Raw genomic sequence first — 14,539 nt, 5'->3', positions numbered from 1 at the left:
TGGCCGTGCCGGAGACGGGCGCGGCGGCGGCACCGCGACAGGCGGCGCTGCTGGCGGCGCTGGCCCGCGGGCTCGGCATCCTGCTGCCGCTCGGCCTCCTGCCCTGGCTGCCCGGCCCGGCCCTGGCCGTCGCGGCGGCGCTGGCCCTGCTGCCGGCCATGCTGCTGCGCCGCCGGGGCTGAGGCGGATGCGGCTGCGGCGGCAGATCACCCTCGGCATCGGCCTCGCCCTGGCCATCGCCGGCCTGCTCGGCCTCGGCATCCTCGCCGACCAGGGGCGGCAGGCGCAGGCGGAGGCGGCGGCGGCACAGTTGCGGGCGCAGGAACGCGCCTGGCACGCGCTGCAGGAGATGGCGGCCGAGACGCTGCGCCGCGCCGCCCGCGAGGGGCAGACGCTGCCGCTGCTGGAACGCCGCCCGGCCTACCCCGCCCGCTGGCCCGCCGGCGCCGAGCCGGCGCGGGAGGGGCTGGAGCGCGTGGGCGGCCGCCTGCTGCTGGTGGCGCTGCAGCCGGCGCCGGAGGGCGGCGGGACGCTGCTGGCGGCCGGCGTCGACCCCGCGGCGCTGCTGGACCGCGCCGCCGCCGCCACCGGCGCCGTCCCCATCCTGACCGATGCCGAGGGCAGGCTGCTCGCCGCCCCGGCGCAGGCCGGCGCGCTGGCCGGCATGGCGGAGCGGCTGCGGGGCATCGAGCCGGGGACGGTCGCGCTGGCGGCGGGGGAGCGGGTGGTCGCCATCGGCACCGTGCCGCTGACCGATGCGTCGGGCCAGGTGATCGGCGCCCGCCGCTGGCTGGCCGATGTGACCGACCGGCGCTGGGGCCAGGACGGCGGCGCGCTGCTGGCCGGGGCCGCGCTGCTGGCCGCGGCGCTGCTGCTGGCCGCCATCCTCGCGCTCTGGCTGCGGCAGGCCTTCCGGCCGCTCGAGATGATGCTGGCGGCGCAGGCGGCGCTGGCCGAGGGCGACCTGACCGTGGAACTGCCCGGGCAGGACCGCGACGAGGAGATCGGCCGCGCGGCGCGGGCCCTGGCGGTGTTCCGCGACGGCGCGGTGGCGCTGCGCCGCCGGCTGCGGGCGGATGCCCGGCACCGCGACCTGCGGCTGCGCTTCATCGAGGCGCAGCTGGGCGCCCTGGCCGAGACCCTGGATGCCGGCGAGCGGCGCGCCATGCAGCGCGACCTGGACCGGGTGCTGGCGGCGGCGCGCGGCGGCGGCGATGGCGCGGCCGGGATGGATGCGCTGGCCCTCGCCTTCCGCGCCCTGGCGGAGCGGGTGCGCAGCCAGCACCAGAGCCTGCGCGCCCTGATCGCCGAGCAGGACGACGCGCTGGCGGCGAAATCCCGCATGGAGCAGCTGGAGCGGGAACTGTCCGCCGTCGCCGCCATGCAGTCCCGCCTGCTGCCGCCGGCCATGCCGGCCGAGAGCGGCGTGGCGGTGGCCGGGCGGCTGCTGCAGGGCGCGCAATTCGGCGGCGACTTCCAGGATGCCTTCTGGCTGGACGCGCCGGGCGGGCGGCTGGCGGTCTTCGTCGGCTCGGTCCGCGGCAGCGGGCTGGGCGCCGCCTTCCTGGCGATCTCCGCCCGGGCGCTGATCCGCGCCATCGCGCCGCAATCCGGCAGCCCGGGGGAGGCGCTGTCGCGCGTCTCCGACCTGCTGCTGCGGGACAACGACCAGCGGATGGAGGTGACCGGCTTCCTCGGCGTGCTGGACCTGCGGGCGCAGGTGCTGGTGGCGGCCCGCGCCGCCGCCCCGCCGCCCGTCCTGCTGCTGCGGCCGGGGGAGGCGCGGGTGCTGGAGGTACCGGGGGCGCCGCCGCTCGGCCTGCAGCCGCGGCTGAAGGTGCCGGAGGTGACGCTGGACCTGCCGGCGCGCGCCGCCCTGGTCGCGGTCAGCCGCGGCGTGCCGGAGGCGGTGCTGCGCGGCGCGCCGCTGGGGCAGGACGGGCTTCGCGGCCTGCTGGCCGATGCGCCGGACCTGGCGCCGGACGCGCTGGTGGCGCGGCTGCTGGACCGGCTGGCGGCGCCGGATGCGGCGCGCGCCGGCGATGCCAGCGTGCTGGTCGCGCGGCCCGATGCGGCGAAGGCGCTGGGCGGTCCCTGAAAATTAACCCCTGGCCCGCAAGCTGGCGGCCGTGCCGAGCAGCCGGGGAAAATCCCATGGGACCGCCATGCGCGGGTGAGGTCTTCTGGACGACGGGCCTGTCGGGCGCCGGCAAGAGCACGGTCGCCGCCCTGCTGCGGGACCGGCTGGTGGCGGCCGGGCGCTGTTGCGTGCTGCTGGATGGCGACGTGCTGCGCGGCATCCTGGATGCCGGCGGCGACTATGCGCCGCATGCCCGCCGCCGCCTCGCCTTCAGCTATGCGAGGCTGTGCCATGAGCTGGCGGCGCAGGGGCTGACGGTGGTCTGCGCCACCATCTCCATGGTCCATGACGTGCGCCGCTGGAACCGCGCCAACATCCCGAACTACCGGGAGATCTGGCTGCGCGTGCCGGTCGAGGAGCTGGCGCGGCGCGACGCCAAGGGCCTCTACGCCGCCGCCGCCTCCGGCGCGCTGGCCGACCTGGCCGGCCTGCACCAGGCGGTGGAGGAGCCGGATTCGCCCGACCTGATCATCGACAACCATGGCGCGGTCACCGCCGCGCTGGCGGTGGACCGGATCTGGACCCGCTTCGGCCTGGGGGAGGCTTGCCGATGACCCATCTGCGCCCGTTGCGGCATGGCGACTTCACCGGCCTGGCCGCCGACTACGCGAAGTACCGGCCGGGCTATTCGGACAGCGTGCTGACCGCGCTGCTGGCGCTGGTGGGCAAGCCGGCCGCGGCGATCGAGGCGGCGGATATCGGCGCCGGCACCGGCATCTGGACCCGCATGCTGGCGGCGCGCGGGCTGCGCCGGGTGACGGCGGTGGAGCCGAATGACGACATGCGGCGGGAGGGCGAGGCGGGCAGCCCCGGCGTCACCTGGCGCGCCGGCAGCGGCGAGGCGACCGGCCTGCCCACGGCCAGCGCCGACCTGCTCTCCATGGCCTCCTCCTTCCACTGGGTGGATTTCGCCGCCGGGCTGGCGGAATTCCACCGCGTGCTGCGGCCGGGCGGCCGCTTCGTCGCGTTGTGGAACCCGCGCTTCCTCGACGACAGCCCGCTGCTGCTGGAGATCGAGGCGGAGCTGGCGCGGCTGCGGCCCGACATCCGCCGCGTCTCCTCCGGCCGGTCGGGCATCACGGAGACGCTGACCGACAGGCTGCGCCGGCATCCGCGGTTCGAGGACGTGGTCTACCTGGAAGGCCGCCACAGCCTGGAGATGCCGGTAGCGCACTATATCGGCGCCTGGCGTTCGGTGAACGACCTGCAGGTGCAGCTTGGGCCCGAGCGGTTCGAGGCATTCCTCCGCTTCGTCGCCGACCGCCTGGCGGGCCAGGCGACGGTGCGGGCGGACTACCTGACGCGCGCCTGGTGCGCCCGCCGCCGCGATGGCTGACCCCGCGCCGCCCGTCGCCTTCGGCACCAAGGCGGAGACGCTGGAGCGGCTGGCGCCGCGGCTGCGCCACGGGCGCGTGCTGCCGCTCCTGCATTTCTCCGTCACCGCGTGGCGGCGCGGCGCGGAGGCGGTGCTGGACGCCATCCTGGCCATGCCCTGGGCGGATGGCGCGCTGATCATCCGCAGCTCGGCGCTGGGGGAGGATGGCGCAGAGGCCTCCATGGCCGGGCGCTATGCCTCGGTCGCCGATGTATGCGGCCGGGCGGCGCTGGCGCAGGCCATCCGCCGCGTCATCGCCTCCTACGGTCGCGGCTGCGGCGGGCGGCATCGCGTGCTGGTGCAGCCCATGCTGGCCGGGGTCGCGCTGAGCGGCGTCGCCTTCACCCGCGAACCCTCCTCCGGCGCGCCCTATCTCGTCGTCAACGCGCATCGCGGCGCCGACACCGCCGCGGTCACCGGCGGCGCCGGCACCGACCTGCTGACGCAGTACTGCCACCTGAGCCGCCGGCCGAAGGAGCCATGGCTGGCGGCGCTGCGCGACCTGGCCGAGGAGCTGGAAGGGCTGCTCGGCACCCCCGCCCTCGACATCGAATTCGCCTTCCTGGCGGGCGAGGCGCAGCCGGTGCTGCTGCAGGCGCGGCCGCTGGTGCTGGCGCAACCGCCGCTCGACGCCGAGGCGCATGCCGCGCATCTCGCGCTCATCGAGCAGAAGATCCGCCTCGGCAGCCGGCCGCACCCCTATCTGCACGGGCCGCGCACCGTCTATGGCGTGATGCCGGACTGGAACCCGGCGGAGATCATCGGCGTGCGGCCACGGCCGCTCGCCCTCTCGCTCTACCGTGCCCTCGTCACCGATTCCATCTGGGCATATCAGCGGCACAATTACGGCTACCACAACCTGCGCAGCTTCCCGCTGCTGCTGGCCTTCCACGGCCTGCCCTATGTCGATGTGCGGGTCAGCTTCAACTCCTTCCTGCCGGCCGATATCGACGGCGATTTCGCCGACCGCCTGGTCGCCCACTACATCGACCGGCTGGCGGCGACGCCGGCGCTGCACGACAAGGTCGAGTTCGAGATCGTCTTCTCCTGCTACACCTTCGACCTGCCGCAGCGCATCGCCGCCCTGGCGGAAGCCGGCTTCAGCGGGGAGGAGCGGGCCCGGCTGACCGACAGCCTGCGCCGCCTGACCAACCGAATCATCGGCCGCGACACCGGCCTGTGGCGCGCCGACAGCGCCCGGATCGAGGAGCTGGAGCGCCGCCGCGCCGCCATCCTGGGCGCCGATCTCGACCCGCTGTCGCGCGTCTACTGGCTGCTGGAGGATTGCAAGCGCTACGGCACCCTGCCCTTCGCCGGCCTCGCCCGCGCCGGCTTCATCGCCAACCAGACCCTGCGGTCCCTGGTCGCCATCGGCGTGCTGACCGAGGCGGAGGTGGCGCAGTTCATGGCCGGCGTGGAGACGGTGAGCGGCCGCATGGCGGAAGATGTCGCCCGGCTCGGCCGCGGCGACTTCCTCGCGCGCTATGGCCATCTGCGGCCCGGCACCTACGACATCCTCTCGCCGCGCTACGACGAGGCGCCGGACCGCTACTTCACCTGGGAGGAGGCGGCGACGGCGCCGCCGCGCGACCGGCCGCGCTTCGCCCTGACGCTGGAGCAGATGCGCCGGGTCAACGCCCTGCTGGCCGAGCACGGGCTGGAGCATGACGTGGTCGGGCTGTTCGGCTTCCTCGAAGCCGCGATCCGCGGGCGGGAGGAGGCGAAATTCGTCTTCAGCCGCAGCCTGTCCGACGCGCTGTCGCTGCTGCGCGACTATGGCGCGACCCTCGGCTTCTCGGCCGAGGACATGGCGCATGCCGATGCCGCCCTGGTGACCGAGCTCTATGCCGGCAGCGCCGACCCGCGCGCCGCGCTGGCCGAGAGCATCGCCGCCGGCCGCGCCCGCCATGCCGTCACCCGCAGCCTGGTGCTGCCGCCGCTGCTGACCGACCCCGGCGCGGTCTGGGACTTCGCCCTGCCGCCGACCGAGCCGAACTATGTCACCCAGGGCCGCGCCATCGGCCGGGTGGCGACGGCCGAGAGCCGCGACCTCGCCGGCGCCATCGTGATGATCCCGAGCGCGGATCCGGGCTTCGACTGGATCTTCTCCCGCGGGATCGCCGGCTTCGTCACCGCCTATGGCGGGGTGAACTCGCACATGGCGATCCGCGCGGCGGAGCTCGGCCTGCCGGCGGTGGTCGGCGCGGGGGAGGCGCTGTTCGCCCACTGGTCCCAGGCCCGGCTGCTGGAGGTGGATACCGGCAACCGCCAGGTGCGCGTGCTGCGATGATCCCGGTCGCGGTCAGCCAGCGCATCGCGGTGGATCCCCGGCATGGCGAAAGGCGGGATGCGCTGGACCAGCGCTGGGCCGGCTTCCTCGGCGCCTGCGGCCTGCTGCCGGTGCCGCTGCCGAATGCGCCCGACCTGGCGGAGGCGCTGGCCGCGCGCGCCGGCGCCGCCGGCCTGCTGCTGACCGGCGGGGAGGACTGGGGCACCGAACCGTCGCGCGACGCGACCGAGCGGCGGCTGGTGGCCTGGGCGGCGACGCGGGGCCTGCCGGTGCTGGGCATCTGCCGCGGCATGCAGGTGCTGCTGGCCCTGGCCGGGCAGATGCCGGGGCCGGTCGCCGGGCATGTCGCGGTGCGGCACGCGGTGCGGCTGGACGGCAGGATGCGGGACGTGAACAGCTACCACGCCCTCGGCGCCCGCACCGTGCCGGCGGGGCTGGAGGCCTGGGGCTTGGCCGAGGACGGGGTGGTGGAAGCGGTGCGCGACCGCCGCCGCCGCTGGCTTGGCCTGATGTGGCACCCCGAGCGGGAGCCGGAATTCGATCCCGCCGACCTCGCTTTGGTTGCCGGGCATTTCGGGGGAGAGGCACGATGAGGGCCATCATCCTGGCCGCCGGGCGCGGCAGCCGCATGGGCGGGCTGACCGAGGACCGGCCGAAATGCCTGGTGGATCTCGGCGGCCGGCCGCTGCTGGACTGGCAGGTGGCGGCCTTGCGGGCGGCCGGCTGCACGGAGGTCGCGGCGGTCGCCGGCTATCGCGCGGAGGCTCTGGAGGGCCGCGGCCTGACGCTGTTCCGCAACCCGCGCTGGGCGGAGACCAACATGGTCGCGTCGCTGCATCGCGCCGCCGCCTGGCTGGCGGCCGGGCCATGCATCGTCAGCTATGCCGACATCTTCTACGCCGCCGCCACGGTGCGCCGCCTGATGCAGGCGGCGGCGGACATCGCCATCAGCTACGATCCCGACTGGCAGGCGCTGTGGTCCGCCCGCTTCGCCGACCCGTTGAGCGACGCCGAGAGCTTTCTCCTCCGCCCCGACGGCACCGTGGCCGATATCGGCCGCCGGCCCGGCAGCCTGGCGGAGGTGCAGGGCCAGTATATGGGCCTGCTGCGCATTGCCCCGGCGGGCTGGGCGCGCATTGCCGCGCATGGCGCGGCGAGCGGCCCGGCGGCGCTGGACCGGCTGGACATGACCAGCCTGCTGCGGGCGCTGATCGCGGCGGGCGAGGCGGTTCAGGCCCTGCCCTGCGAGGGCGCCTGGGGCGAGGTGGACAGCGCCAGCGACCTCGCCTTCTACGCGGCGCGCCTCGCCCCCGCGGGATAGCGCCCGCGGCCCGGCCCGGCGCGGCGGGCCGGCAGGCGGCGGCGTCAGAGCCGCCCCTGCGCATAGGGCACGACATGCAGCGGCTGGACGGCGTGCCGCATCTCCGGCAGGGCCGCGCCCTGCGCCAGCACGGCCGCCAGCCCGGTCAACAGCCGGCAGAGGCGGGAGAGCGGCTGCGGCGCGCGGTCGGCGAAGACCTCCCGCAGCAGGTCGAGCGCCGCCATGGCGCCGACCAGGGCATCGGTGTGCTCCGGGTCGAAGGACGCGCCGTTGTGGATGCGGATATTGAGCAGGCCGAGGATCTGGCCGCGCAGCGCATCCTGCACGACGCTGGCGACCTGCACCGGGTCGGCCTGCCCGCCGCCATTCTCCGCCAGCAGCCGGCCGCAGATCTCCGCCAGCATCCGCCAGGCCGGGCGGTCGCTGCGGAAGGGGTCTGGCATCGCCTCGGCGGGGCGGTAGCCATGCTCCGCCGCGACGCCGCGCATCAGCGGGCCGTCCAGCAGCGCATGGTGCGCGGCCTCCGTCATGCGGTCGCGCCATTCCTCCACCTGGGACCGGCGGTTGACCTGTGCCCAGGCCGCCGCGGCGGCGCCGGACCGCAAGCTGGCGAAGCTGCCATGGCCGGCCGCGGCGGCGATGGCGTCCGCCGGCCGGGCGGTGCCCATGCAGTCCAGCAGGCGGGCGGTCCCGCCGACCGGGTCGGCTTTCAGATCCTCGAATCGCAGGGTCAGCAATTCCTCGGCCGCCAGTTGCCAGAATCGGACGAAGAGGGCGAAGACCGCCAGCGGCGGCGCCTGGAAGGCGCGGTAGGGCAGGTGCCAGCGGAAATAGCCGGGGCGGCGGAGATACTCCTCGAACGCCATGCCCTCGGCGCCGATCTCCCAGCGGCGGTACCAGGACCAGGCGGCATCCACCGGGTCCCGCAGCAGCAGCACGGCGCGCCGCCGGGCCGGCATGTGGCGCAGCAGGTCCAGCCGGTGCTCGACCAGCGCCGCGCGGCGGTCGGCGAAGCGGAAGCGGCGCGTGGTCTCGACGATGCGGGCATGCAGCGACAGGTGGGCGAGCCCGGCATCGGTCAGGCGGAAGCCGTCGCCCTCCGGCTCCCAGTAGTCCTTGCCCGGGAAATCCACCCGGATGTCGAGCCGCAGCAGGATCTCGATCAGGTAGCCGAGGCCGCAGGAGAAGGGCGGCGATGCGATCACCGTGCGGTCGAACCCGTCCGCTTCCGCCACCCCTGCCCCCCGCCCGTCCTGGGCCCTGCCATGCCCCGGGTATCGCCCGGGATATCCTCACGAAGGGCAAATGGCGGGGCGAACCCCCGGCGCGGCGCGGGGTTCTCCCCCGGCAGCCGGACCGATAGTCTGGCGAGGATCAGCGCCCGGGAGAATCCACCATGCAGTTCCTCTGCGATGCGCCCGACGGTCGAAGCTGGTTTCGGCTGGAGACGGAGGCAGAGGCGGCGCAGGAATCCGTGCTGATGCGGCATGCGGTGGAGAAGCATTACCGCCGCGCACAGGAGGAGGCGGCGCGCAGCTTCCGGCCCGACGGCATTCCCTTCATCGAGCAGGATATCCGCCGCGCCACCCATGTCCGGCAGACCATGCCGCTGTTCCTGACCCTACGGGACGCGGAAGGGATGGCCCTGGTCACCGCCATGCTGCCCAGCCCGCGCGGCACCGACCCGGGCTTCCGCCCCATCCTGGTCGGGCAGGCCAACAGCGATCCCTGGCCGGATTACGGCCCGGCGATCGAGGCGCTGGCGCGGCACATGCGCGTCACGCTCGACCGCGTCACCTGCTACCCCTACCGGCGCGGCTGAGGGCGGCGCAGCCAGATTTCCGGAAAGCCGGTGTGAACTGTGCTGGACACATCGCCACCACCGAGGATGGCCACGTCCCAAAGCTGTCGCGGCAGTGCTGGGCAACGGAAGAGACAAGACAGCAATCGTGCACTGCCACTGATCGCCGCGATGAACGCAAAACTTGTTCGACAAGCAAAGTATTACCGTGGCATCAGGTCGTCCATTTTGCGACATATCTTTTATGGTAACAAACTGCTTTTCCCGGCATGGAAGCTGAGATAGTTTTTTGACGGTTTCGATCACATGGGAGAAGCCTTGTGTCAGGGACGACGCGGATCTTCAGCCTAGGAAGCGGCCGAGACACGTTTCGGGGTGGCGGCGAAAACGAGCTCATCTTCGGTGGCGGCCAACAGTCCAACCCGAACGACTTGGCGGACCTTATCTTCGGCGGAGCCGGCGCAGATACCATCTACGGCAACGGAGGCAGTGACAGCCTTTTCGGCGACGCTGGCAGCGACGTTTTGTACGGCGGTGTCGGCAACGACACGGCCTTTGGTGGAGCCGACCGCGACCTTCTTTACGGCAACGAAGGATCAGACAGCCTGTCAGGTGACAGTGGCGACGACACCATCTACGGCGGGTCGTCCCAGGCCGACCCGGCGGACGTCGCTGACACGCTTCATGGCGGAGACGGCAACGACGTTTTGTTCGGCAACGGCGGCAATGATGTCCTCTCCGGCGGTTGGGGAGCCGATGAGCTTTACGGCGGCCAGGGTGCGGACATCTTCGTTTTTAATGACCGGATTACATGGATCAGCTCAATATTTGGGCAAAGAGGCGCGCAATCTTTTGACGCGATAGGCGATCGAATTCATGGATTCGAACTGACCGATAGAATTGATCTATCCAGCATCAATGCTGACACAACAGACGCCGCAAGAGGATGGATCGACTTTAACGAGGCTTTTGTTTTTATTGGCGGAGCGCAGTTTTTTGCACCCGGCCAGATCCGCATCTATGTTTCACAGGGAAATACCATCGTCGAAGGCAATACACTTGGGACTTCCGATACCGAATTCTCATTCACACTTGTCAAGTTTACCGGGCCACTCACGGGCGCGAATTTCTTACTTTGACCGATAACCGGGACAACGCCCGTGCACCCGGCCTGAAACTCTGCAAGCGAGATGATCGGGCAAAGCGGTCCCGGCAATGAGTTTCGGCTTTGCCTGCAATTCCGGCACAATCCAACGCGCGTCGTTTCCGCCCCGACGATGATGACGCGCTTGGATGATGGAAACACCCGCAACCCGCGCTCGGCCTTTCACCAGCGTGGATTCACACGCCGGAGGCAGCGCCCTGGAGCCCTGACACTTACCCGCCCGGCCGCTGCCGCCGGGGCTTGACCGGCGCCGCCCCTCGCCGCCACCTCCCGTCGCATGGACCAGCAGACCGAGCTCGCCAAGGTGAAGGCCCGCATCCGGGCGCTGACCGCCCGGACGGTGGAGCGCGGCTGCTCCGAGGCCGAGGCGCTGGCCGCCGCCGCCAAGGTGGGCGAGTTGCTGGAGGTCTATGGCCTCAGCATGTCCGAGGTGGCGCTGCGCGAGGAAGCCTGCGTGCAGCGCCGGGTGACGGTGACGGGGCCGCAGCGCTTGGCGCTGCGCTGGATGTACCCCGCGCTGCTGCGCTTCTGCGAATGCCGCGGCTGGACCGACGGGCGGGCCGATTTCGTCCTGTACGGGCTCGAGCCCGACGTGCAGATGGCCGAGTACCTGCTGAAGGTCGCCGAGGGTGCGCTGGCCTGGGAGGAGGCGCGGTTCCGCGAGAGCGCCGAATGGCTGCGCAGCAGGGCGACGCCGCAGGGCCGGCTGCGCAGCTTCCGCTACGGGTTCGCCGACCGGCTGGGCAAGCGGCTGGAGGAGATAACGGCGGCGCGGGAGCAGGCGGCCGAGGCGCGCCGCGTCGCGGCGCCGCCGGCGGCGGCCAGCGCCTCCACCGCGCTGGTGTTGGCCAAGGAGCGGAAGGTGGAGGAGGGGTTCCGCTCGCTCGGGGTCCGCCTCCGCACGGTCTATTCCACCGCCACGGTGCGGGATCGCGGCGCCTATGGCAGCGGCCAGGCGGCCGGCGGCCGGGTCGGGTTGGATCGGCCCGTCGGCCGCGGCCCTGGCGCCGGCAGGCTGAAATGAACCGGCGGGGGGTCTCGAAGGGCGGCTCCGCCCCTTTCGCTGGGTCCGGGGCGGAGCCCCGGCGGTGAGCCGTGGGGATGCAGGGGCGCGCCGCCTCTATGCCTGGGAGGATTCCGAGGTCGCGCCCCGCGACACGTCGCGCGTTCCCTTCGCGCAGTTGCAGGCCCTGGTGGACCATGTCTGGGCCGCGGAGGGGTTGCGCTTCCCGCCGCGGCTGCGCCCCCTGCCCCGCCAGGCCCGCGCCACCGTCGCCCGCGCCACCCGGCTGGCGATCGAGGCGCCTTCCATGCTGCCGACCTGGGTGCTGCTGCACGAGGTGGCGCACAGCATGACCAGCACGGCGGAAGGCGAGAATGACGGCCATGGCCCGCGCTTCACCGGCCTGTACCTGCAATTGCTGGTGCGGCATGCGCGGATGCCGGAAGCGGCGCTGGCAGCCTCGCTCCGCGCCGCGCGCATCCCCTTCGACCCGGCGGCGCGGCCGGTCTTCCTGGCCTGAGGGCGCAGGTCTAGCCTGACCGCAAATCGCGGGAGGGAACGGGCATGCGGCCGAGGATCGCCTTCATCGGGGCCGGCGCGGTCGGCGGCTATCTGGGCGGGCATCTCGCGCGCCTCGGCCATGACGTCACGCTGGTGGATGCCTGGCCGGCGCATGTCGAGGCGATCCGGGCGCGCGGCCTGGTGCTGACGGGGCTGGAGGAGAGCCAGAACGTCACGGTGCAGGTGCCGGCGCTGCACCTCTCGGACGTGCAGCGCCTGTCGCGCGAACGGCCGATCGACATCGCCTTCGTCAGCGTGAAGTCCTACGACACGGTCTGGGCGACGCATCTGGTCGCGCCGCATCTCGCGCCCGGCGGCTTCGTCGCCAGCCTGCAGAACTGCATCAATGAACCGGCGATCGCCTCCGTCGTCGGCTGGGGCCGCACCCTCGGCGTCATCGCCGGCACCTATTCGGGGGAGCTGCATGCGCCCGGCGAGATCCGCCGCACCGTCCCGCTCGGCGGCACCCAGCGCGTGGTCTACGCAGTCGGCGAGGCGCATGGCCGCATCACCGCCCGCGTCGAGCAGGTGCGCGAGATGATCGCGGCCATCGACAGCGTGCAGGCGACGACGAATCTCTGGGGCGAGCGCTGGTCGAAGCTCTGCGTCAACGTCATGCGCAACGGCGTCAGCGCGGCCACCGGCCTGTCGGGCAACGAGTGCGACCGGGATGAACGCATCCGCCGCTTCTCCCTGCGGCTGGGCGCCGAGGCCGTCCGGATCGGCCAGGCGCTGGGCTATGCGCTGGAGCCGATCCAGAAGATCCCGCCCGCGGTGCTGGCGGCGGCCGGCGCGGGCGACGCGGCGGCGCTGGAACAGGCCGAGGGCACCATCCTGGCGACGCTGGCGGCCGGGCAGCGCAGCGCGCTGCAGCGCCCCTCCATGGGCCAGGACATGCTGAAGGGGCGGCAGACGGAGATCGACCAGATCAACGGCTTCGTGGTGGCGGAAGGCGCCAAGGCCGGGCTGGCGGCGCCGGCCAACGCCGCCATCACCGCGGTGGTCAAGCGCGTCGAGCGCGGCGAGATCGAGGCGCGGCCCGAGAATGTCCGGGGGATCAACGCATGACCGGCCTCGTCACCGCCGAGGCGCTGGAGGTGCTGGTCCTGGTCGACAACGTCACCGACAGCCTGTCCACCACGCCCAGCTTCATCACGCGGGAATGGCAGGTGCTGCGGCGGCAGGGGATGAAGGTGGTGGCGGGCGGCGCGCTGTGCTGCGCCAATCATGGCCTGTCGCTGGTCGCCACCGTGCATGGCGCCGGCGGGACGCGCACCCTGCTGTTCGATGGCGGGCCGGTGGACTATGCGGTGGAGCGCAACGGCACGCGGCTGGGCGTGGCGTTCGGCGCCATCGACGCGGCGATGCTCAGCCATGGCCATTGGGACCATGCCGGCGGCCTGCCGCAGGCGCTGGCCATGATCCGCGCCGCGAATGGCGGGCGCGCCGTGCCGCTGCACCTGCATCCCGGCATGTTCGCCGAACGCGGCAGCCGCCAGCCGGATGGCGGCGTGCTGCCGATGGACCGGGTGCCGCCGCCCGAAGCCTGGGCGGCGATGGGCGCCGGACCGGTGCTGCGGAGCGATCCGTACACGCTGCTGGACGGGCTGTTCTGGATCAGCGGGGAGATCCCCCGCCGCACCGGCTATGAGCGCGGGCTGGTGAACCAGGTGGCGCGCATGACGGAAGCCGAGCCCTGGGCGCCCGACCCGCTGCTGATGGACGAGCGCGCCCTGGCCGTGCGGGTGCGGGGCAAGGGGCTTGTGGTCTTCTCCGCCTGTTCCCATGCCGGCATCGTCAATGTCCTGCAGCATGTGCGGGACAGCTTCCCGGGCGAACCGATCCACGCCGTCATGGGCGGCTTTCACCTCTCGGGCGAGACGGAGGCGATCATCCCCGAGACGGTGCGCGACCTGGCCGGCTTCGGCCTGGCGCATCTGTTCCCGGCGCATTGCACCGGCTGGCGGGCGGTGGCGGCGCTGGAACGCGCCTTCGGCGAGCCGGCGGTGGCGCCGGCCGCCGTGGGCAAGCTCTACCGGCTCTGACACCGGCCGGAGTGGCCCACCCTTCGCCCGGGGCGCGGGCCGCTCAGGGCCGGTGGCTGTCCAGCGGGTTCACGCCGCGCGGCGTTCGCGCTGCCCGGCCAGCCGCTGTCGCCGTCACCCATTCGCCTTCAGGTAGGCGATCAGGTCGTTCATCTGCTGCTCGTTGCGCAGGCCCGGATAGGACATGGACCCGGAGGGCAGGACCGATTTCGGGTTGGCGATGTAGGCGCGCAGCGTGTCCTCGTCCCAGGTCAGCCCGCCTTCCGCCTTCTCCTTCAGGTTGGCGGAATAGCGGAAGCCCTCGATCGTCCCGGCCTTGCGGCCAACCACGGCGTTCAGGTTGGGGCCGACGCCGTTGCGCCCGCCGGCCTCGATGGTGTGGCAGGCGCGGCACTGGTTGAAGACGCGGCGCCCGGCCTCGGCATCCTGCGCCGCGGCCGGCAGGGCGGCGGCGAGCAGGATCGGCAGGGCGGCAAGAAGACGGCGATGCATCCGGCGTGGCTCCTCCTCGGGTCGTGCCCGTCCGGCCAGGGCGGGTCGCGCCCGCGGGCGAAGGCCGCGCCGCTGGCGCGCCTCGGTGGCAGAGCGGCGTCACGCTCCGCGTCAGATAGGGCACCGCGGGTCCGGCTGTAGCTTGCGGCCGGCAGGCGGACAACCCGGCCGAAGGGCGAAGCCCGGGGCGGCCTTGGCCGGGACCGAGGGGGCGCAAGGGCCTTGCCCCCGGCCGGGCCAGGCGGCGTCGATGCAGCCGCCGCCATGCCGGCCCGCCAGCCGGGACCGATCGCGGGACTGCGCGGGGCGCCGCCGCATCGCCGCCGCGGGCCGGCAGCGCCGCGCC

Annotated in this window: 15 protein-coding genes; 13 read left to right on the top strand and 2 right to left on the bottom strand. The window is 73.1% G+C overall.

Annotated elements, in window-relative coordinates; all coding sequences use genetic code 11:
• From E2C05_RS33225 to E2C05_RS20550, 7 genes are all read left to right on the top strand, one after another.
• The coding region (locus tag E2C05_RS33225; RefSeq protein WP_205082920.1) for a hypothetical protein at positions 1-182 on the top strand (182 nt) is incomplete at its 5' end.
• Between the two features lie 5 nt (positions 183-187).
• Entirely contained in the window at positions 188-2,098 is a 1,911-nt protein-coding gene (locus E2C05_RS20575; RefSeq protein WP_133221535.1) for a PP2C family protein-serine/threonine phosphatase, read from the top strand.
• 56 nt (positions 2,099-2,154) lie between these two features.
• Complete coding sequence (locus E2C05_RS20570; protein ID WP_133221534.1) at positions 2,155-2,694, top strand: adenylyl-sulfate kinase; 540 nt, start codon at positions 2,155-2,157, stop codon at positions 2,692-2,694.
• On the top strand, positions 2,691-3,476 hold the full coding sequence (locus E2C05_RS20565; RefSeq protein WP_133221533.1) for a class I SAM-dependent methyltransferase: 786 nt from the start codon (positions 2,691-2,693) through the stop codon (positions 3,474-3,476). The genes E2C05_RS20570 and E2C05_RS20565 overlap by 4 nt, the downstream gene beginning before the upstream one ends.
• Positions 3,469-5,805 carry a PEP/pyruvate-binding domain-containing protein gene (locus tag E2C05_RS20560; protein WP_133221532.1) on the top strand — a complete coding sequence of 779 codons (2,337 nt, stop codon included), beginning with the start codon at positions 3,469-3,471 and terminating at the stop codon, positions 5,803-5,805. The genes E2C05_RS20565 and E2C05_RS20560 overlap by 8 nt, the downstream gene beginning before the upstream one ends.
• Positions 5,802-6,398 (top strand): gamma-glutamyl-gamma-aminobutyrate hydrolase family protein, encoded by a 597-nt coding sequence (locus tag E2C05_RS20555; protein ID WP_133221531.1) that lies wholly within the window; start codon positions 5,802-5,804, stop codon positions 6,396-6,398. Before E2C05_RS20560 ends, E2C05_RS20555 begins: the two co-directional genes overlap by 4 nt.
• Positions 6,395-7,126 (top strand): phosphocholine cytidylyltransferase family protein, encoded by a 732-nt coding sequence (locus E2C05_RS20550; protein WP_133221530.1) that lies wholly within the window; start codon positions 6,395-6,397, stop codon positions 7,124-7,126. The genes E2C05_RS20555 and E2C05_RS20550 overlap by 4 nt, the downstream gene beginning before the upstream one ends.
• 44 nt (positions 7,127-7,170) lie before the next feature.
• Here E2C05_RS20550 and E2C05_RS20545 read toward each other — a convergent pair whose 3' ends face one another.
• On the bottom strand, positions 7,171-8,361 hold the full coding sequence (locus E2C05_RS20545; protein WP_133221529.1) for a sulfotransferase domain-containing protein: 1,191 nt from the start codon (positions 8,359-8,361) through the stop codon (positions 7,171-7,173).
• Positions 8,362-8,522: 161 nt separating this feature from the next.
• Here E2C05_RS20545 and E2C05_RS20540 point away from each other — a divergent pair, with 161 nt between their 5' ends.
• The 6 genes from E2C05_RS20540 to E2C05_RS20515 all read left to right on the top strand — a co-directional run bounded on the left by E2C05_RS20540 (position 8,523) and on the right by E2C05_RS20515 (position 13,701).
• Positions 8,523-8,948, top strand: a complete 426-nt coding sequence (locus tag E2C05_RS20540; RefSeq protein WP_133221528.1) for a hypothetical protein — start codon at positions 8,523-8,525, stop codon at positions 8,946-8,948.
• A gap of 299 nt (positions 8,949-9,247) precedes the next feature.
• Positions 9,248-10,066, top strand: a complete 819-nt coding sequence (locus E2C05_RS20535) for a calcium-binding protein (RefSeq protein ID WP_133221527.1) — start codon at positions 9,248-9,250, stop codon at positions 10,064-10,066.
• A 303-nt stretch (positions 10,067-10,369) separates the two neighbouring features.
• Complete coding sequence (locus E2C05_RS20530; protein WP_133221526.1) at positions 10,370-11,116, top strand: DUF7168 domain-containing protein; 747 nt, start codon at positions 10,370-10,372, stop codon at positions 11,114-11,116.
• A gap of 64 nt (positions 11,117-11,180) precedes the next feature.
• Entirely contained in the window at positions 11,181-11,615 is a 435-nt protein-coding gene (locus tag E2C05_RS20525) for a hypothetical protein (RefSeq protein ID WP_133221525.1), read from the top strand.
• A gap of 44 nt (positions 11,616-11,659) precedes the next feature.
• The gene (locus E2C05_RS20520) at positions 11,660-12,724 is read left to right on the top strand and encodes a ketopantoate reductase family protein (RefSeq protein WP_133221524.1); all 1,065 of its coding nucleotides are present in this window, start codon (positions 11,660-11,662) and stop codon (positions 12,722-12,724) included.
• Positions 12,721-13,701, top strand: a complete 981-nt coding sequence (locus tag E2C05_RS20515) for an MBL fold metallo-hydrolase (RefSeq protein WP_133221523.1) — start codon at positions 12,721-12,723, stop codon at positions 13,699-13,701. Before E2C05_RS20520 ends, E2C05_RS20515 begins: the two co-directional genes overlap by 4 nt.
• A 114-nt stretch (positions 13,702-13,815) precedes the next feature.
• Here E2C05_RS20515 and E2C05_RS20510 read toward each other — a convergent pair whose 3' ends face one another.
• Positions 13,816-14,193, bottom strand: coding sequence for a c-type cytochrome (locus E2C05_RS20510; protein ID WP_133221522.1), 378 nt, complete (start codon positions 14,191-14,193; stop codon positions 13,816-13,818).
• Positions 14,194-14,539: the final 346 nt, after the last annotated feature.

Origin of the sequence: Paracraurococcus ruber, assembly GCF_004353985.1 — a bacterium.
Lineage (GTDB): Bacteria > Pseudomonadota > Alphaproteobacteria > Acetobacterales > Acetobacteraceae > Paracraurococcus > Paracraurococcus ruber.
The sequence above is the reverse complement of the archived record's forward strand: the minus strand, read 5'-3'. Positions and strand labels throughout refer to the sequence as shown.

What these genes read in the sequence shown, in the direction of transcription:
- E2C05_RS20575 (WP_133221535.1), top strand. Translation starts at nt 188, where the DNA reads ATGCGGCTGCGGCGGCAGATCACCCTCGGCATCGGCCTCGCCCTGGCC.
- E2C05_RS20570 (WP_133221534.1), top strand. Translation starts at nt 2,155, where the DNA reads ATGGGACCGCCATGCGCGGGTGAGGTCTTCTGGACGACGGGCCTGTCG.
- E2C05_RS20565 (WP_133221533.1), top strand. Translation starts at nt 2,691, where the DNA reads ATGACCCATCTGCGCCCGTTGCGGCATGGCGACTTCACCGGCCTGGCC.
- E2C05_RS20560 (WP_133221532.1), top strand. Translation starts at nt 3,469, where the DNA reads ATGGCTGACCCCGCGCCGCCCGTCGCCTTCGGCACCAAGGCGGAGACG.
- E2C05_RS20555 (WP_133221531.1), top strand. Translation starts at nt 5,802, where the DNA reads ATGATCCCGGTCGCGGTCAGCCAGCGCATCGCGGTGGATCCCCGGCAT.
- E2C05_RS20550 (WP_133221530.1), top strand. Translation starts at nt 6,395, where the DNA reads ATGAGGGCCATCATCCTGGCCGCCGGGCGCGGCAGCCGCATGGGCGGG.
- E2C05_RS20540 (WP_133221528.1), top strand. Translation starts at nt 8,523, where the DNA reads ATGCAGTTCCTCTGCGATGCGCCCGACGGTCGAAGCTGGTTTCGGCTG.
- E2C05_RS20530 (WP_133221526.1), top strand. Translation starts at nt 10,370, where the DNA reads ATGGACCAGCAGACCGAGCTCGCCAAGGTGAAGGCCCGCATCCGGGCG.
- E2C05_RS20520 (WP_133221524.1), top strand. Translation starts at nt 11,660, where the DNA reads ATGCGGCCGAGGATCGCCTTCATCGGGGCCGGCGCGGTCGGCGGCTAT.
- E2C05_RS20515 (WP_133221523.1), top strand. Translation starts at nt 12,721, where the DNA reads ATGACCGGCCTCGTCACCGCCGAGGCGCTGGAGGTGCTGGTCCTGGTC.
- E2C05_RS20510 (WP_133221522.1), bottom strand. Translation starts at nt 14,193, where the DNA reads ATGCATCGCCGTCTTCTTGCCGCCCTGCCGATCCTGCTCGCCGCCGCC.